We start from the raw sequence: 17,603 nt of genomic DNA, 5'->3' as shown, positions 1-17,603 counted from the left end.
AGCATGACGAGCATGACGATTGTGAGGGGCTCCCCGATGGCTCATTTTGTTTGCCGGTACGAAAAGGGAGACCTTCGCCATATGCGTATCTTCGTCACAGGAGCGACAGGCTTTGTTGGCTCCGCTGTTGTTCAGGAACTCCTCGGTGCGGGCCACAAGGTGCTCGGCCTGGCTCGCTCGGAGGAGGGCACCGCGTCGCTCGCTGCGGCTGGAGTCGAGGTGCATCGCGGCTCAGTCGAGGATCTCGAAAGCCTCCGCAGCGGAGCGAGAGCCTCGGATGCCGTCATCCACACGGCCTTCAACCATGACTTCTCGAAGTTCAAGGACAACTGTGAGCTCGACCGGCGCGCCATCGAAGCGCTCGGCGCTGCGCTCGCTGGCTCTGACCGTCGCCTGATCGTCACCTCAGCCATGGGGATTCTGCCAAAGGGGATCCTTTCCACCGAAGAGACGGCGCCTGTGTCAGGGGCCCAAGCGCACCCTCGCGCGGCGACGGAGGAGGCCGCAGCCTTGGTGGCGTCGCGGGGAGTGAACGTCTCGGTCGTGCGTCTTCCTCCCTCGGTCCACGGCGACGGTGATCACGCCTTCGTTCCCCACCTGATCGCCCTCGCGCGACAGAAGGGCGTCTCCGCGTATCTGGGAGAGGGGACGAACCGCTGGCCCGCGGTGCACCGGCTCGATACTGCACAGCTCTACAGGCTCGTGCTCGAGAAGGGGGCCGCAGGAGGCCGGTATCACGCAGTCGCCGAGGAAGGTATTCCGCTCCGGGAGATCGCATCCGCCATCGGCCGCCGCCTGAACGTGCCGGTCGGCAGCAAGTCCCAAGCGGAGGCGGCGCTCCACTTCACCTGGTTCGAGAGATTCGTGGCGCTCGACGTCCCGGCCTCGAGCACGCGAACGCGGGAACAACTGGGCTGGAGCCCACGACAGCGGGGGCTCCTCTCCGACCTTGAGCAAGGCCGTTACTTCGACACCTGAAGCGAAGCACACACCCTGGGTCCGCGTGAAGGGCGCGGCTCAGGGAGAGGTGAGGGTGGCGTTCAGTGCCTGCCATCCCGTGCTCGAAGCTGCTGCTCCCGGGCGTTCTCCGCATTAGGTTCGCGGAGCGACCTTCTCTTCAGGAGCAGAACCCGTGCCTGCCACTCCCGACGCCGCTCGCCTCGTTACCTGCCCGCCGGACGAGTTCCGCCGTGCCAGCGAAGCGGCCCTCTCCACCGCGCGCTCTGGCATCGAGCGCCTCAAGTCCCTGCCGGCCCCGCGCAATGTCCGCGAGGCCCTGGAGATCTTCGACGAGGCCACGGCCGCCCTCTCCGACGCCAGCGCCCGTGCCAGCGTCGTGCGCCACAGCCACCCAGCCGAGCCCATGCGCCAGGCCTCCGAGACCGCCGAGCAGGAAGCTGAGAAGCTGGCGACGGAGATCTCCCTGGACCGTGGCGTCTATGAGGTGATCGCCTCGCTGGATGTGTCCAAGGAGGACGCACCGACTCGGAAGTGGGTGGAGAAGCTGCTCCGCGACTTCCGGCGTGCCGGCGTGGATCGGGACGATGCCACCCGTGCCCGAGTGAAGGCGCTGCAGGAGGAACTGGTCCGCATTGGCCAGGAGTTCGACCGGAACATCCGCGAGGACGTGCGCACCGTGGAGCTGCCGCCCGAGGCCCTGGAGGGCCTGCCCGCGGACTACGTGCGCAACCACCCGCCCGGGGCGGACGGCAAGGTGCGCATCACCACGGACTACCCGGACCTGGTGCCCTTCATGACGTACGCGAAGGACTCCTCCGCGCGCGAGAAGCTCTGGCGGACCAACCGCAGCCGGGCCTACCCCAAGAACGTCGAGGTGCTGCAGCGGCTCCTGGGGCGCCGCCATGAGCTGGCCACGCTGCTTGGCTACGCCAACTGGGCGGCCTACGCCACCGAGGACAAGATGATCCGCAGCGAGCGGAACGCGGGGGACTTCATCGAGAAGATCGCCTCCGCCTCCGCCGAGCGCAGCCGCCGGGACTACCAGGTGCTCCTGGAGCGCAAGCGCAAGGACAACCCGGGCGCTACCGGCGTGGACCCGTGGGATCAGGGCTACCTCGAGGACCGGGTGAAGGCGGAGCAGTACAGCTACGACTCGCAGGCCGTGCGCCCCTACTTCGAGTACACGCGGGTGAAGCAGGGCGTGCTGGACATCACCTCGCGCATCTTCGGCGTGAGCTACAAGCGCGTGGCGGACGCGCCTGTGTGGCACCCGGACGTGGAGGCCTATGACGTGTTCCAGGGCCAGGAGCAGGTGGGCCGCTTCTACCTGGACATGCACCCGCGCGCGGACAAGTACAAGCACGCGGCCCAGTTCACGCTGGCCACGGGGAAGCAGGGCCGCCGCCTCCCGGAGGCGGTGCTGATGTGCAACTTCCCCAAGCCCGGCGCCGAGCCCGCGCTGATGCAGCACGGCGACGTGGAGACGTTCTTCCACGAGTTCGGCCACCTGCTGCACCATCTCTTCGGTGGGCACACGCCGTGGGCGGGCCTGTCGGGCGTGCGCACCGAGTGGGACTTCGTCGAGGCGCCCTCGCAGATGCTGGAGGAGTGGGCGAGGGACGTGGGCTCGCTGCAGAGCTTCGCCAAGCACTACCAGACGAACGAGCCGCTGCCCGCGGACATCATCCAGCGCATGAAGAAGGCGGATGACTTCGGCAAGGGAGTCTGGGTGCGCCAGCAGATGTTCTACGCGGCGCTCAGCCTGGAGCTCTACAAGCGGGATCCGCAGGGCCTGGATCCGCTCGCCGTCGTGCGCGAACTGCAGGGCAAGTACACGCCGTTCCCGTACGTGGAGGGCACGTACTTCCACCTCTCGTTCGGGCACTTGGATGGGTACTCGGCCATCTACTACACGTACATGTGGTCCCTGGTCATCGCGAAGGACCTCTTCACCGTCTTCCAGGACAAGGGGCTGCTCAACCCCGAGCCGGCGCAGGCCTACCGCCGCTCGATCCTGGAGCCCGGCGGCTCGAAGGATGCGGTGGTGCTGGTGAAGGACTTCCTCGGCCGGGACTACGACTTCCGGGCCTACGAGCAGTGGCTCAACGCGGGGTGAGTCACGGAGCGCCGCGGCTCGCAGGCGGCACGAATCGCCGCCTTGCCTCGGGCCTGGTGCCCGTCGAACGTCTCGTAGAGCGCGTCCTCCGCGAAGTAGCCCATCACCGCCTCCAGGTCGTCGCGGTTGAACGCGTCGCAGAAGGCGGTGACGAGCTCCTCCAGCTCGCGGCGGGAGGAGGACGCGCTCGGGCTCACTGATCCACCGGGATCTGCTTCACGCGCCAGATTTCCTCGGCGTACTGCTTGATGGTGCGGTCCGACGAGAAGATGCCGGCCCGTGCCACGTTGAGGATGCACTTGCGCGTCCACGTGTCGTGGTCCTGGTACGCGCGGGCCACGTCCTCCTGCTTCTTCATGTAGGAGTCGAAGTCCGCCAGCACCAGGTACCGGTCCTCTTCCAGCAGGTTGTCCATCAGCGGCTTGAAGAGGTTGCGGTCCTCCGGCGAGAAGAAGCCCGAGGCGATGAGGTCCATCGCCTCGCGCAGCTCCTGGTGCGAGTTGTAGACGTCCCGAGGCCGGTAGCCGGCCTTCTTCCGGGCAATCACCTCGTCCGCCGTGAGGCCGAAGAGGAAGAAGTTCTCATCCCCCACCTCCTCGCGGATCTCCACGTTCGCGCCGTCGAGCGTGCCCAGCGTCAGCGCCCCGTTGAGCATCAGCTTCATGTTGCCCGTGCCGGAGGCCTCCCAGCCCGCGGTGGAGATCTGCTCGGACACATCCGCAGCCGGGATGATGCGCTCGGCGAGGCTCACCCGGTAGTTGGGCACGAACACCACCTGGAGCCCCGTGGTGCCCGCATCGCTGTTGATGACCTCGCCAATGCCGTTGACGAGCCGGATGATCTGCTTGGCCTGCTGGTAGCCCGGGGCCGCCTTGGCGCCGAAGAGGAACGCCCGCGGGTGGACGATGGTGGACGGATCCCTCCGCGCCCGCATCCACAGCACCACGATGTGCAGCGCGTTGAGCAGCTGCCGCTTGTACTCGTGCAGGCGCTTGATCTGCACGTCGAAGATGGCGTTCGGATTCAGGCTCACCGAGCGCAGATCCTGGATGTGCTGCGCGAGGTCATGCTTGTTCTGCTGCTTCACCTCGCGGAACGCCGTGTGGAACGCCTTGTCGTCCAGGTGCTCCTCGAGCTTGCGCAGCTGGTCCAGATCCTTCTCCCAGCCTGCGCCGATGCGCGAGGTAATGAGCTTGGCCAGGCGCGGGTTGCACCACGACAGCCAGCGGCGCGGCGTCACCCCGTTCGTCTTGTTGTTGAAGCGCTCGGGGAACATGGCCGCGAAGTCCGGCAGCACGTCTCGCCGCAGCAGGTCCGTGTGCAGCGCCGCCACGCCGTTCACGCTGTGGCTGCCCACCACCGCCAGGTGCGCCATGCGGATCTTCTTCTCCGCGCCTTCCTCCACGAGGCTCAGCCGGCGCAGCCGCTCCTCGTCGAACGGGTAGCGGATCTGCACCTGCCGCAGGAAGCGGTGGTTGATCTCGTAGATGATCTCCAGGTGGCGCGGCAGCAGGCGCTCGAACAGCGTGGCCGGCCACTTCTCCATGGCCTCGGCCAGCAGCGTGTGGTTCGTGTAGCCGAACGTCTGCTGGGTGATGTGGAACGCCTCGTCCCACTGCAGCCGCTTCTCGTCCACCAGCACCCGCATCAGCTCCGCCACCGCGATGGCTGGATGCGTGTCGTTCAGCTGGATGGCCACCTTGTTGGGGAAGTCCCGGAAGTCCTTGTGGCCCTTCAGGTACCGCCGGACGATGTCCGCGATGGAGCAGGCGACGAAGAAGTATTGCTGCTTGAGCCGCAGCTCCTTGCCCGCCTGGAACGCATCGTTCGGGTAGAGGACCTTGGAGATGACCTCCGAGTCGTTCTTCTCCACCACCGAGCGCTCGTAGTCGCCCGCGTTGAACAGCAGCAGGTCGAACTCCTCGCTGGCCCGGGCCTGCCACAGCCGCAGCGTGTTCACCGTGTTGTTCCCGAAGCCGGCGATGGGCGTGTCGAAGGGCACGCCCACCACGGTCTTTCCGCCCACCCAGCGCGCCACCCGCTGCCCGTCCGCGCCCGTGTGGTGCTCCACGCGCCCGAAGAAGCGCACCGGTACCGCCTTCTCCGGCCGGACGATCTCCCACGGGTTGCCGAACTTCAGCCACTCGTCGGCGCGCTCCACCTGGTAGCCGTCGACGATGTCCTGCGTGAAGATTCCGAACTCGTAGCGGATGCCGTACCCCATGCCGGGGTAGGCGAGCGTGGCCAGCGAGTCCAGGAAGCACGCCGCCAGCCGCCCCAGGCCGCCGTTGCCCAGGCCCGCGTCCGGCTCCATCTCGATGAGCGTGGTGAGGTCCACTCCCACCTCGCGCATGGCCTGCTCGGCGGCCTCGTACATGCCGGTGTTGATGAGGTTGTTGCCCAGCGCGCGACCCAGCAGGTACTCGGCGGACAGGTAGTAGGCGCGCTTGACGTCCTTCTCGTAGTAGGTGCGTGCCGTCTTCACCCACTTGTGCGCCAGCCGGTCTCTCACTGCCAGTGACAGCGCCATGAAGCGGTCATGGGCGGTGGAGGTCTCCGGGTTCTTGCCACGGGAGTAGCGCACATGCTCCAGGAAGCCCCGGCGGACACTCGCGGGATCCTTCCCGGTGCGCGTGGCATCTTCTTCGAGCGAGACATGGGGGGCTTGTGCCCTCAATGGGTCGGACATCGACGGTGATCCTCTCTAGGGCCACGCGGGAGAACCGGGCGCGGCCGGAACCTCGCATTTACCGCGACTGCCGGGCCGTCTCCACCGTTGCGTGAGGGTCTGCTAAAAGGACTGCAGGCAGTCGGGGGGCCACCCTGCAGGCGATGTGGAGGCCAAGGTCCCATGGATGGTCGTGACACCACCGAGCTGTCCCTCCGGCTCCAGAGGGTGCTGCCTGTTCACACTGTGAGGGGGCTGGCGTTCAACTCCATCCTCTCCCTGGTCTCCGAGCGGGCTGGAGAGGAGAGCGCCGCGAGGCTGTCCCAGGAGCTGGGCTTGCTGCGGCTCGTTGACTTCTTCTCCTACCCGGCCAGCGACTTTACCCGCCTGCTCTTTGCTGCCACGAGCGTCCTGGCACCCTCCCTGGGCTCCGAGCAGGAGGCGCTCCGAGCCTGTGGCGCCGCGTGCCTCCACCAGTTCTTCTATGGCTCCACGGTGGGCCGTGCGCTGGCGAAGATCATGGGCCGCAAGAACCCCCAACGGGGCTTCGCCAACACCTCGATCGCCTACGCGACGATGGTGAACTACGGCACCCACGAGTGCGAGGTGCTGGGGGAGCGGAAGCTGCGCATCGTCTTCCGGGGCGACGTGCAGCCGGCGCTCTTCCACGAGGGCACGCTGGCCGCCGCGCTCGAGGTCTGCGGCGTCCAGGGGACGGTGCAGACCACCATCCACGGCTTGGACCACGCGGAGTTCCTGCTCGAATGGGGGGAGTGAGGCGCTGTCTCAGGGCGTGGCTGCGGCGTGCGTGCTAGAGCCGCCCGCCGAGGCCATGGACACGGAGTCCAGCTGCGAGACCAGCTCCTTCGTCTTGGCGAGGAAGTCCGGCAGCTGTGCCTTGGAAAGCGGCTCGGCGCGGGGGAACTTCTGGTTGAGCGGGTTGACGAACTGCCCGTTGCGCTTGAGCGCGAAGTGCAGGTGTGGCCCGGTGCTGCGGCCGGTGTTGCCCGAGTACGCAATCACCTGCTTCTGGCTCACCCGCCCGCCCACGCGCACGCCCGCGCCGTACTTGGACAGGTGCAGGTAGCACGTCTCCAGGCCGTTGATGTGGCGCACGCAGACGGTGTTGCCGCCCGGGCCCGTGTTCTGCGCCTTCGTCACCGTGCCATCGGCCACCACCCACACCGGGGTGCCAATGGGCGTGCCGTAGTCCACGCCGTTGTGCGCCTTCAGGTACTGGAGCACCGGGTGGAAGCGCGAGCCGAAGCCGCTGGTGACGTGCGCGTACTTCAGCGGGCTCTTGAGGAACGTCTTCTTCGCGCTGGCGCCGTCCTCCTGGAAGTAGTTGATCTGCCCGTTCGGCTCTTGGTAGCGGAACACGCGCTTCTTGCCCACCTGTCCGCCTTCGTAGGCGGCCGCCAGCACCTCGCCGTAGCGCAGCACCCGGCCCTTGGAGACGAACTTCTCCACCAGCGCCCGCGCCTTGTCGCCCTTGCGCGGGTCCCGGTAGAAGTCGATGTCCCAGGCGAACACGTCCGCCAGCACCACGCCGATGCTCGGGTCCTCGCCCGCCGCCAGCGCCGCCTCGTACAGCGAGCTGTTGATCTCCAGCGACACCAGGGTGACTTGCTTCTCCACCTCGATGGTGCGCTTGCTGCCCACGTACTTGTCGCCGTCCCGGCGCACCTGCCACTCGTCCACCGCGCTCTGCCGGTAGTCGAAGAAGTCCAGCACGCCCTCGCGCATGACGAGGCGGAACTGGTCGCCCGGCCGGGACTTCCGGAAGTCAAACACGCCCTCCAGCGCGGAGATGACGGCCTCCACCTGGGCGTCTGGAAGCGCCGCGTCATGCAGCGCCTGAGCCAGGGTCTGCCGCGGCTCGATGCGGCGGTTCTTCACCGTGTAGCTGGAGACGGAGGCGGAGGCGAACGGAGCGGCCAGCAGGGCCGCCAGGCAGAGCAGGGGAGCGATTCTCATGGGCGCTGATACAGGAGTGTAGAAGAGCTCCGCGCCGCTGCCCAAATCCTGGCCGGGAAATTTCGGCGCCCGCCTGTCCGCCTGCTCTGGAGGGTAGGGGCGGGAGGGCCAACCCGGAGACTGGGTACGAGTGAACGTTCCCTGAGAGAAGTCATTGTCAGGAAGCGTCACCAGAAGGACGGTCGACCCGATGCCATCACCCGATTTTGGGCAGCTGTTCCGCTTCTCGCCCAACCCGTACATGGTGCTCGACCGTGAGCTCAAGTACGTCGCCGCCAATGACGCCTACCTGCGTGTGACAGCGAGCCGGCTGGAAGACCTCCTGGGCCGCAACGTCTTCGACCTCTTCCCCCACGATCCGGCCAACCCCAGCAATGAGAACGCGCGGATGCTGCGCGCCTCGTTCGAGCGGGTCTTGTCCAGCCGCGCGTCGGATACCCTGGCGCTCATTATGTACCGGGTTCCTCTCCACACTGAGGCGGGCATTGTCATCGAGGAGCGCTTCTGGAGCGCCACGCACACCCCCCTCCTGGACGAGAAGGGCGAGGTGGCCTTCATCCTTCAGCACACCGTGGACGTGACGGAGCTGCAGCGGCTCAAGCAGGCCGTGCAGATGGCGGAGGCCGAGCGCTCCCACGCGACGGATCTGCTGGGGGCGGGCGTCCTTCAGCGGGCGCAGCAGGTCCAGGAGACCAACCGGACGCTGGACGCGGAGCGCCGCCACCTGCTCCAGCTCTTCGAACAGGCCCCGGGCTTCATGACGTTCCTGAGGGGGCGCCACCACGTCTTCGAGCTGGCCAACCGCGCGTACTACCAGGTCGTGGGCCACCGGGAGCTGATCGGCAAGCCCGTCCGCGAGGCGCTGCCCGAGCTGGCGGGGCAGGGCTTCTACGAGCTGCTCGACAAGGTCTTCACCTCGGGAGAGCCCTTCGTAGGCCGAGGGCTGTCGGTGGCCCTCCAGCGGCAGCCGGGGGCGCCTCTGGACGAGCGCTCCGTGGACTTCGTCTACCAGCCCATCTTCGGGGCCAACGGCGCGGTGACGGGCATCTTCGTGCAGGGGCACGACATGACGGAGCGCCGCAAAGCCGAGGAAGAGGTGAAGCGCCTCAACCAGACGTTGGAGCGGCGGGTGCAGGCGCGCACCGCGGAGCTGGTGGAGGCCAACAAAGAGCTGGAGTCCTTCAGCTACTCGGTGAGCCATGACCTGCGCGCGCCTCTGCGCCACATCACCGGCTTTGCCCAGCTCCTGGAGAGGCGCATCGGCACCCACTTGGACGCCACCTCTCGCGAGTACATGAAGACGATCTCGGACGCGGCGAGGCAGGGCGGGAAGATGGTGGATGACCTGCTGAACTTCAGCCGCATGGGCCGGGCCGAGCTGAAGAAGACCCAGGTCTCCCTGGATGAGCTCATCTCGCAGGTGCGGCGCGAGCTCGCGCCCGAGGCCGAGGGGCGGACCGTGACGTGGAAGGTGGCGGCCCTGCCTCAGGTGCAGGGAGATCCGGCCCTGCTGCGGCTCGTGTTCAAGAACCTCCTGTCCAACGCGCTGAAGTACACGCGCCCCAAGCCCGAGCCCACCATCGAGGTGGACAGCCGGGAGGAGGAGGGAGACATCCACGTGTGGGTGAAGGACAACGGGGTGGGCTTCGAGATGGAGTACGTGGACAAGCTGTTCGGCGTCTTCCAGCGCCTGCACACGGCCGATCAGTTCGAGGGCACGGGCATCGGGCTGGCCAACGTCCGCCGCATCGTCGCCCGTCACGGAGGCCGCACGTGGGCCGAGGGCAAGGCAGGAGAGGGGGCCACGTTCCACTTCACCCTGCCAGCTGCCGCTTCGGAGAAGGTCTCCACGTGAGCGGCAGCGGGCGCGGGGGCAGCGCCTAGCGAGGCTGCTGCCGCTGGCGCTTGAGGCGCTGGTACTCCTGCCACGCCGCCTCGGCGCGGGCGAGAATCCGAGACAGCTCCTCCTCCTCGGGAGTGAGGGGCTCCTCGGAGGAAGCCTCTCCACCGCCCTCTCCAGAGGCACCCACGCTGCCACCCTCGGCGGCGGCGTGCGCCAGGCGGACTGCGGCGGCCTGAGTGGCCAGGCCCGGCCAGGTGGTCCGGCCCTGTTCGATCTTCACCTCGACCCAGGGGTCCTCGGCGCGGTTCTCGCGGGGATCGAACACCAAGCGTGCCCGGAGATCGCCGCGGAAGCGCACCATCAGCGCGCCGAGTACCTTCTGGAAGAAGTGGCCCTGGGCGTCCTGGGAGATGGAGATCTCCTCCAGCTCCGCGCTGTCGCCCTCGAGGCGGAAGCGCAGGAAGCTCTCCTGGCCGTCATGCTCGACCCACAACGTCCCGTCTGCTTCCTTCTCCATGCGCACGGGCAGGGCGGTGCCCAGCTCCGACGGGAGACGATCCAGCGCGAGCCTTGGCAGCTCGAGCCGGAAAGACAGCACCTCCACTGCTTCGATGCGTGAGCCCATCCGTTCTTTGCTCCGGCAACCCCAGAGACGCTCTAGAGGTCGACTTTCTTCTCCGAGTGGTTCTGGCCGTCGTAGCGTAGCATGACGCCTTTGCCATCGTACCTCGTAACGATGTTGACAGGCCTCCGCCAGAGAGACTGTAAGTTTCTAAGTGTCTCGCGAGCGTAGTCGCCCTTGAGATCCTGTCCATCGTGCTTGTGGGCGAGGAGCAGTTCACTGCGGTTCTCGAAGTTGCCGTCCACCACCTCGATGATGGGCTGGCCGAAGTTCGTCAGGCCCTGCAGCAACTTGGCCTTCACCTTTCGGAACTCCCGGTCGAGGATCTCCCAGGAGTTGCGCTTGTCGTTGAAGCCGTAGACGAACAGCTTCTGCTCGATGGCGAACTCGGCGGTGAGGAACGTGTCGATGAAGGTGATGTCGTTGTAGTGCTTGCGGACCTCGAAGATCTTCTCCCGGCCCGCGCCCAGCTTCTTGTCCCACGAGCCTCGGGCCCGAAGGTCATCGCACTCGTCCCACTCCTTGCCGAAGCGGCCCTTGTTCCAGCGGTCCTCGATGTCCCGCCACAGCTCGATGCCTAGCTTGTAGGGATTGAGCGTACCTGGGCGGGTCCCCATGGTGCCGGAGTGGCGGTCCGCGTAGTCGATGATCTCATCATCCTTCAGGGCGCGGCGCGTCATGATGGTGGAGTGCCAGTAGCTGGCCCACCCCTCGTTCATGATCTTCGTCTGGCCCTGGGGGGCGAAGTAGTAGGCCTCGTCGCGGAGGATGGAGAGGATGTCAGCCTCCCACGGCTCCAGGGGGGCGTTCTCCAGGAGGAAGTAGAGGACGTCACGCTGGGGGCGCTCGGGGAACTTCTTGGAGCGCTGCTTTTCGTCCTCGACCTTCTTGCGCTGGGACTCGAGGAACTCGGACGGGTTGATGAAGCCGCGCATGTACTCGCGGTTGACCTTGAAGCCCTCGACGCGCTCGTTGGCCTTGGCCTCGTCCTCGGCGCGCCGGGGATCCGGGTTGCGGCGGATGTGCGGGGCGTGCTGGTCGATGAGGTTCTCGAGGCTCAGCGTCCGGTCGATGAAGTCTTCCACCTTCTCCACGCCGATCTTGTCGATCCACCGGCGCACGCGGGTGGCGTGGTTGGCCATCTCGTCGATCATCCGCCGGTTGGTGTGGCGGAAGGAGAAGTTGTTCTTGAAGAAGTCGCAGTGCCCGTACACGTGGGCCATCACGAGCTTCTGGTCCACGTCCGCGTTGCTCTCCAGGAGGTACGCGTAGCAGGGGTCGTTGTTGATGACGAGCTCGTAGATCTTCGAGAGGCCGTACTCGTAGCCCTTGGAGAGCTGCTCGTACTCCATGCCCCAGCGCCAGTGCGGGTAGCGGTTGGGGAAGCCTCCGTAGGAGGCCACCATGTTCATCTCGTCGTAGGTGACGACTTCGAAGATGGTCTCGAAGAAGTCGAGCCCGAACTCGCGGGCGTACCCGAGGATCTCCTCGTTCAGAGCGGCCAGGCGGGGTGTGAGGCTCTTGGGCATCGGGGCGGGTGCTCCGTGGGGGCGCGGGGCTTCAGCGGCCCTTTCCGAGGAAGTCCTTGATGGAGTTGTAGATGGCGTCCTTGTCGGCGATCTCGCTGAGGGCCACGTTGGACTGGTCGCCCACGGCCTCGCGCAGATCCTTGATGAACTGGCCGCTGCCGTAGGGGCTCTCGACTTGCCCGTAGGCGAACTGGTTCACGTTGGGCAGCACATCGTTCTTGAGCATCTCGATGCACTGGCGCGTGTCGTCCGCGCTCCAGTTGTCACCGTCCGAGAAGTGGAACGGGTAGATGTTCCACGCGCTCTTCGGGTAGTCGGCCGCGATGATGTCGCGGCAGAGCTTGTAGGCGCTGGAGATCATCGTGCCGCCGGACTCGCGGGTGTGGAAGAAGGTCTCCCGGTCCACCTCGCGGGCCACGGCGTCGTGGATGATGTAGCGCGACTCGAGGCCCTTGTACTGGTGGCGCAGCCACGTATCGAGCCAGAAGCTCTCGATGCGGACGATCTCCTTCTGCTCGTCGCCCATCGAGCCGGACACGTCCATCATGTAGATGATGACGGCGTTGGTCTCCGGCAGGTCCTGGAGCTTGTAGCTGCGGTAGCGCCGGTCCTCGCGCGTGGGGATGATGACCGGCTTCTTCGGGTCATACGTGCCGGTGGCGATCTGCCGCTTCAGCGCCTGCTTGAAGGTGCGCTTGAAGTGGCGGAGCGACTCGGGGCCGGTGGTGTTGATGCCGGTGTATTTGATCTTCTGGGTGACGATCTTCTCGTTGTGCCGGCGCTCGATGTTGGGCAGCTGCAGCTCCTCGCCCAGGATCTGCGCCAGCTCGTCGAGGGTGACGTCGACCTCGAGGGCATGGTCGCCCTCGCCCTGGCCGGCGTGGCCGTGCCCGTCCCCAGGCTGAGGCTGCCCGGGGCCGAGCGACTGACCCACCTCACCGTCTCCCTGCCCTACGCCGCCCTGCTCCTTATGGCCGTACTTGAAGCGGGGGATGTCGATGAAGGGGATGGGGATGGAGATGGCATCCTTGCCCTTCTTGCCGAGCATCTCGCCCTTCTGCACGTACTTGCGCAGGTTGGCTTTGATCTTCCCTCGGACGATCGCTTTGAAGCGGGAGTGGTCCTGGTGGATCTTCAGCGACACGGCTACTCCTTCGCGTCTCCGCGGGCGAAGATACTGGCCACGAAGTTGAGCACGTCGGTGGAGCAGATCTCGCAATAACCGTAGTTCTTCATCATCCGGTCCTTCACGAGATCGATCTTCTCCTGCGTCTCCTTGTCCACCACGCTGGACACCAGGTTCTTCAGCTTGATGCTGTCCTTCTGATCCTCGAACAGCTTCAGCTCGAGCGCCTTGTGGAGCCGCTCGTTGGTCCGGTAGTTGAACGTCTTGCCTTCCACAGCGAGCGCGCCGATGTAGTTCATGATCTCGCGGCGGAAGTCGTCCTTGCGGCTCTCGGGGATGTCGATCTTCTCCTCGATGGCACGCATGAGGCGCTCATCCGGCTCCTCGTAGAGGCCGGTGTACTTGTTGCGGACCTTCTCCTTCTGGGTATAGGCCTTGATGTTGTCGATGTAGTTGCCGCACAGCTTGCCGATGGCGTCCTCGTCGGCGGAGATGGCGCGCTGGACTTCGTTCTTGACGATGTCCTCGTACTCCTGCTTCACGGTGGTGAGCAGCTCCTTGAAGCGCTTGCGGGCGTCCTCGGAGTTGATGAGCGAGTGCGTCTTGAGGCCCGCGTCCAGCTCATTGAGGACCATGAAGGGGTTGATGCAGCCCTCGCCCTTGTCGCTGACCAGGGCGTTGGAGATCTTGTCCTGGATGTAGCGGGGGGAGATGCCCTCGAGGCCCTCGCGGACGGACTCCTTGCGGAGCTCCTTGATGTTGTCCTCGGTGAAGTTGGGCAGCGTCTTGCCGTTGTAGAGCTTGAGCTTCTGCAGCAGCGAGAGGTTGTGCTTCTTGGGCTCCTCCAGGCGCGTCATCACCGCCCACATGGCGGCCATCTCGAGGGTGTGCGGGGCGATGTGCTTGCCCTTGATGGCGCGGGAGTTGAAGTCCTTCTCGTAGATCTTCACCTCTTCGGCCAGCTTGGTGATGTACGGCACGTCGATCTTCACCGTACGGTCACGCAAGGCCTCCATGAACTCGTTGTTCTCGAGCTTCTTGTACTCGGGCTCGTTGGTGTGGCCGAGGATGACCTCGTCGATGTCCGTCTGAGGGAACTTCTTCGGCTTGATCTTGTGCTCTTGCGAGGCGCCGAGCAGATCGTAGAGGAAGGCCACGTCGAGCTTCAGCACCTCGACGAACTCGATGATGCCGCGGTTGGCGATGTTGAACTCGCCGTCGAAGTTGAAGGCGCGCGGGTCCGAGTCCGAGCCGTACTCGGCGATCTTCCGGTAGTTGATGTCACCGGTGAGCTCGGTGGAGTCCTGGTTCTTCTCGTCCTTGGGCTGGAAGGTGCCGATGCCGATGCGGTCCTTCTCGCTGAAGATGAGGCGGTTGACGCGCACGTGGTGGACGACCTTGGAGAAGTCGCCCTGGTACTGCGTCATCAGTTCCTTGAAGACGAAGCGGCAGGCGGGGCAGAGCTCGCTGCCATCCGGGATGGTGTAGCCGCTCTCGTGCGGGGAGAGCTCGTTGAAGACCTTGGAGCGCCACTCGCGGGGAATGAGGTTGAGCGGCTCCTCATTCATGGGGCACTTCATCTTCTCCTTGGTGACGGTGCCGTCGGCCTGCTTCTTGTCGGTGGTCCAGGAGTAGGTGTACGCGGCGCCCTCGGGCGTCTTGGAGTACTCCTCCATGCCCTTCTTGAGGAGGCGGGCGATGGTGGACTTGGAGGAGCCGACGGGGCCGTGGAGGAGGATGACGCGCTTCTCGGTGCCGTAGCCCTGGGCGGCGGACTTGAAGACGTTGACCAGCTTCATGAGCGGCACGTCGAGACCGAAGATGGCATCGCGTCCGCCGAACTTCTCGTCCGAGAAGAAGTGGTAGCGGATGAGCTTCTTCTTGTTGTCGATGTACTCGGTCTTCCCGTGGCTGAGGATCATGTCGTAGATCCTCTGGTAGGCGGTGCGGGTGATCTTGGGATTCTTGCGGACGATCTCGAGGTAGTCCTCGAAAGAGCCCTCCCAGTTGAGCTCCGCGTAGGTCTTCGTGTCCTGCAGCGCGGCGATCTTCGAGACCCACGAACCCTTCTCAGCGTCCTTCATGTCTCTCCCTCGGGGCTCCCGAGGGCGCGGGAGTCGCGCACACGGGGGGCCAGAATTTTGAACCTGGGGGTGGTGATCGCCATTCCGATCACCCCGCCAGCGGGTCCCAGGCGAAAAAGGCTCCTGGCGCCAATTCGGGACCCCGCCGCGGAGTGGGACCGCGTGGTCAGCACGTGTCGGGGGTGCCACGGGTAGGCACACCCTCCACGGGGTGAATAGGCAGCTTGATTATAAGGACCCCAGCCCCGGGGGGTAGGGTCCAGCGGGTCATCCCCCCAGGAGTGAACGTCCAGGGCCGGACTTTCCGGCGTTCCGGAGACCCACTGTGGGGTGATGTCTCATGAGGATGGACATAACGGCGGGTCGCGGTGACGCGCAACCCGTCCACTTGGAGTGTTAGGGGGCGAGGTAGGACAGCTGTCCCAGAGGGGCCGCAGGGTGGGCAAGGGGGCGAGGGTTGCTTGGTTTTGAGCACTGCCTGCGTATCCTCCGGCGCCTCCATGACGTCTGCCTCCTCTCCTGTCTCTGCTGTTTCCCCTGGACCCGAGCCCTTGTTGTCGGCAGTGCCGGAGCCCGAGCGTGAGCCGAGCCCTCGGCTGCTGCTGGGGTTGTTGCTGGTGGCGGCGCTGGTTCCTCGGCTGGTGGTGTTCCCGGTGAACGAGAACCTGTACGGGGACGCGGTGGTGAGGACGGAGCTGGCGGAGCGGTGGCTGAAGGAGCCGCGCCTCATCCGCTCGTTCGGGGATGGGGCTCAGCAGTTCGGGCCGCTGCACCTGTACATGGTGGGCGCGGTGTTGAAGGCGGTGGATCGGGAGCATGCGGGGCGGGCGGTGAGCCTGCTGTTCGGTGTGCTGTCCGTGGTGCCGCTGTTCGCGCTGACGCGGCGGTACTGGGGTTGGCGGGCGGGGGTGTGGGCGTGCCTGGCCTTCTCCGCCTGGGGCCTGCACCTGCAGCTGTCCACGACGGCGGCGAGCGAGGCGGTGGCGCTCTTCTTCATGCTCTGGGTGTTCGCGCTCTTCGCGCAGGCGCTGGAAGAGAACCGGTTCGGGCCGCTCTTTGGGGCGGCGATGGTGCTGAACCTGGCGTGCGCGCTGCGGTACGACGCGTGGATGTACGTTCCGCTGTTGGCGGTGATGCCGCTGCTGTGGCGGAAGGACAAGGTGGCGGGGGTGACGATGGCGGTGGCGTTTGGGCTGCTGTGCCTGCCGTTCCCGCTGTGGTGGATGCAGGGCAACGAGCTGGCGCACGGCGACCCGCTCTATCCCATCTCTTATATCGATGAGTTCCACCGGGGCTGGGTGGCGAGCTCGGGCGGTGGAGGCAAGGGCCTGTGGATGCGGGTGCAGGGGCTGGGGTTCTGGCCGGCGATGGCGCTCTTCACGCTCACGCCGGGGGTGGCGCTGCTAGGGATGGCGGGGATGTGGAAGGCCTGGCGCGAGCGGCTGGAGCTGCGGTGGCTGGTGCTCGCGGCGCTCATTCCTGCGGCGTACTACACGTTCCGAGCGGCTGTGCTGTTCAACTTCGTTCCGCTGGGGCGCTTCACGGTGACGCAGGTGGTCCTGCTGCTGCCGTTCGTGGCGCTGGGGGCTCAAGCGTGTGCACGCGCTTGGGGAGAGCGGGCCCGCCAGGTGGTCGCGGGGGGCAGTATTGCTCTGGCGGTGGTGATGCCGGTGACGCTGGGGGTGTCCACCTTCCGCGCGGATGGACGCTGGCGTGACGCGCTGCGGCCGGTGAGCCCGACCTCCACGAATCCTCAGCCGCTGATGCAGGCGGCGCGCTGGCTCAAGGCCGAGGTGACGGAGAAGGGCAAGTCGCTGGTGCTCGACAGTGATGACCGGTACCTGGATCTGCAGCTGGGGTTCTTTGTCGGGCTGCCGGATGAGCGCGTGGTGCGCATGCGGTGGCCCGAGTTCCGCCAGCGGTTCGAACAGGCGCAGCCCGAGTTCCTCGTGCGCTTCGATGGGGGCGCATTGACTCGGGAGCCGTCGGTGAAGCTCGAGGGACGCACCTTGATGCTCGGGGACGTCCTCTATGTGGAACAGGACGGCTTCTCCGCCCCAGTTCACGTGTATCTCCGGAAGCAAGCACAGTAGACGGGCTCACAGGTCGCGGGTCCCTCGGCTCGGTGCGGGTCCCCCCGTCAGCGGACGGGTCCTCCCGCACCGGCCGTCCCGCTCTCCCGGGATTCACATCTCATGTGGATCCAGATCAAAGTCGTCCGCGTGCACGTCGGACTGGGAACGACGGGCGTCCAGCCACCCCTGCAAGATGAACTGCGCCGCCACCTGATCGATGACCTGGCGCCGCTTGGCTCGCGTCAGGTCTGCTTCCAACAGCGTTCGCTCCGCCGCCACGGTCGACAGGCGCTCGTCCCAGAACTCCACCGGCAGCCCCAATGCCTGGCTCACCACTTCGGCGAACTTCCGGGACGCCTCTGCTCGGGGACCCTCGCTTCCATCCATGTTCAGAGGCAACCCCACCACGACGCGTGAGGCCTCGTGCTCTCGCGCCAGCTCCGCCAGCGCTGCCAGATCCGCCTTCAGGTTCGTGCGCCGGATCGTCGTCACCGCCTGGGCCGTCAGCCCCAGCCCGTCCGATACCGCCACCCCCACTGTCTTCGTTCCCACGTCCAGCCCCAGGGTCCGCATGGGCCGGGGACTCTAATCGCAGTCCCCCGC

General features: G+C 66.0%; 13 protein-coding genes. 5 read left to right on the top strand and 8 right to left on the bottom strand.

The genetic code is table 11. From position 1 onward, the window contains the following. The first annotated feature begins 3 nt into the window (after positions 1-3). Entirely contained in the window at positions 4-978 is a 975-nt protein-coding gene (locus DB31_RS35650) for an SDR family oxidoreductase (protein ID WP_338034351.1), read from the top strand. 154 nt (positions 979-1,132) lie between these two features. Then, entirely contained in the window at positions 1,133-3,076 is a 1,944-nt protein-coding gene (locus DB31_RS35645; protein WP_044196506.1) for a M3 family metallopeptidase, read from the top strand. Here the strand turns inward: DB31_RS35645 and DB31_RS35640 are convergent. Then, positions 3,049-3,273, bottom strand: coding sequence for a YybH family protein (locus DB31_RS35640; RefSeq protein WP_052420517.1), 225 nt, complete (start codon positions 3,271-3,273; stop codon positions 3,049-3,051). The two genes, DB31_RS35645 and DB31_RS35640, sit on opposite strands and share 28 nt — an antisense overlap. Next, complete coding sequence (locus DB31_RS35635; protein WP_044196504.1) at positions 3,270-5,765, bottom strand: glycogen/starch/alpha-glucan phosphorylase; 2,496 nt, start codon at positions 5,763-5,765, stop codon at positions 3,270-3,272. Before DB31_RS35635 ends, DB31_RS35640 begins: the two co-directional genes overlap by 4 nt. Positions 5,766-5,927: 162 nt before the next feature. Between DB31_RS35635 and DB31_RS35630 the strand changes: the two genes are divergently transcribed. Further along, on the top strand, positions 5,928-6,521 hold the full coding sequence (locus DB31_RS35630) for a DUF2378 family protein (RefSeq protein WP_044196502.1): 594 nt from the start codon (positions 5,928-5,930) through the stop codon (positions 6,519-6,521). A 9-nt stretch (positions 6,522-6,530) separates the two neighbouring features. Here DB31_RS35630 and DB31_RS35625 read toward each other — a convergent pair whose 3' ends face one another. Continuing rightward, on the bottom strand, positions 6,531-7,721 hold the full coding sequence (locus DB31_RS35625; RefSeq protein WP_044196500.1) for a peptidoglycan DD-metalloendopeptidase family protein: 1,191 nt from the start codon (positions 7,719-7,721) through the stop codon (positions 6,531-6,533). Between the two features lie 190 nt (positions 7,722-7,911). Between DB31_RS35625 and DB31_RS35620 the strand changes: the two genes are divergently transcribed. After that, complete coding sequence (locus DB31_RS35620; RefSeq protein ID WP_052420516.1) at positions 7,912-9,576, top strand: ATP-binding protein; 1,665 nt, start codon at positions 7,912-7,914, stop codon at positions 9,574-9,576. A 25-nt stretch (positions 9,577-9,601) separates the two neighbouring features. Here the strand turns inward: DB31_RS35620 and DB31_RS35615 are convergent, their stop codons facing one another. From DB31_RS35615 to DB31_RS35600, 4 genes are read right to left on the bottom strand one after another with little or no spacing between them, the layout of a single operon-like run. After that, the gene (locus DB31_RS35615) at positions 9,602-10,189 is read right to left on the bottom strand and encodes a hypothetical protein (protein WP_044196498.1); all 588 of its coding nucleotides are present in this window, start codon (positions 10,187-10,189) and stop codon (positions 9,602-9,604) included. Between the two features lie 32 nt (positions 10,190-10,221). Then, on the bottom strand, positions 10,222-11,715 hold the full coding sequence (locus DB31_RS35610) for a SpoVR family protein (protein ID WP_044196496.1): 1,494 nt from the start codon (positions 11,713-11,715) through the stop codon (positions 10,222-10,224). A 31-nt stretch (positions 11,716-11,746) separates the two neighbouring features. Further along, entirely contained in the window at positions 11,747-12,859 is a 1,113-nt protein-coding gene (locus DB31_RS35605; RefSeq protein WP_044196494.1) for a DUF444 family protein, read from the bottom strand. 2 nt (positions 12,860-12,861) lie between these two features. After that, positions 12,862-14,925 (bottom strand): PrkA family serine protein kinase, encoded by a 2,064-nt coding sequence (locus DB31_RS35600; protein WP_044196492.1) that lies wholly within the window; start codon positions 14,923-14,925, stop codon positions 12,862-12,864. Between the two features lie 551 nt (positions 14,926-15,476). On the opposite strand from DB31_RS35600, the gene DB31_RS35595 reads away from it, so the two are divergent. After that, positions 15,477-17,018 (top strand): ArnT family glycosyltransferase, encoded by a 1,542-nt coding sequence (locus DB31_RS35595; RefSeq protein ID WP_338034350.1) that lies wholly within the window; start codon positions 15,477-15,479, stop codon positions 17,016-17,018. Positions 17,019-17,111: 93 nt separating this feature from the next. On the opposite strand, the gene ruvX is transcribed toward DB31_RS35595, so the two are convergent. Continuing rightward, positions 17,112-17,573 carry a Holliday junction resolvase RuvX gene (ruvX, locus tag DB31_RS35590; protein ID WP_044196488.1) on the bottom strand — a complete coding sequence of 154 codons (462 nt, stop codon included), beginning with the start codon at positions 17,571-17,573 and terminating at the stop codon, positions 17,112-17,114. Positions 17,574-17,603: the final 30 nt, after the last annotated feature.

Source organism: Hyalangium minutum, from assembly GCF_000737315.1.
Classification (GTDB): domain Bacteria; phylum Myxococcota; class Myxococcia; order Myxococcales; family Myxococcaceae; genus Hyalangium; species Hyalangium minutum.
The sequence above is the reverse complement of the archived record's forward strand: the minus strand, read 5'-3'. Positions and strand labels throughout refer to the sequence as shown.

Excerpts from the sequence above, each read along its gene's own strand:
- DB31_RS35650 (WP_338034351.1), top strand. The coding sequence starts at position 4 with ATGACGAGCATGACGATTGTGAGGGGCTCCCCGATGGCTCATTTTGTT.
- DB31_RS35635 (WP_044196504.1), bottom strand. The coding sequence starts at position 5,765 with ATGTCCGACCCATTGAGGGCACAAGCCCCCCATGTCTCGCTCGAAGAA.
- DB31_RS35630 (WP_044196502.1), top strand. The coding sequence starts at position 5,928 with ATGGATGGTCGTGACACCACCGAGCTGTCCCTCCGGCTCCAGAGGGTG.
- DB31_RS35625 (WP_044196500.1), bottom strand. The coding sequence starts at position 7,721 with ATGAGAATCGCTCCCCTGCTCTGCCTGGCGGCCCTGCTGGCCGCTCCG.
- DB31_RS35620 (WP_052420516.1), top strand. The coding sequence starts at position 7,912 with ATGCCATCACCCGATTTTGGGCAGCTGTTCCGCTTCTCGCCCAACCCG.
- DB31_RS35615 (WP_044196498.1), bottom strand. The coding sequence starts at position 10,189 with ATGGGCTCACGCATCGAAGCAGTGGAGGTGCTGTCTTTCCGGCTCGAG.
- DB31_RS35610 (WP_044196496.1), bottom strand. The coding sequence starts at position 11,715 with ATGCCCAAGAGCCTCACACCCCGCCTGGCCGCTCTGAACGAGGAGATC.
- DB31_RS35600 (WP_044196492.1), bottom strand. The coding sequence starts at position 14,925 with ATGAAGGACGCTGAGAAGGGTTCGTGGGTCTCGAAGATCGCCGCGCTG.
- ruvX (WP_044196488.1), bottom strand. The coding sequence starts at position 17,573 with ATGCGGACCCTGGGGCTGGACGTGGGAACGAAGACAGTGGGGGTGGCG.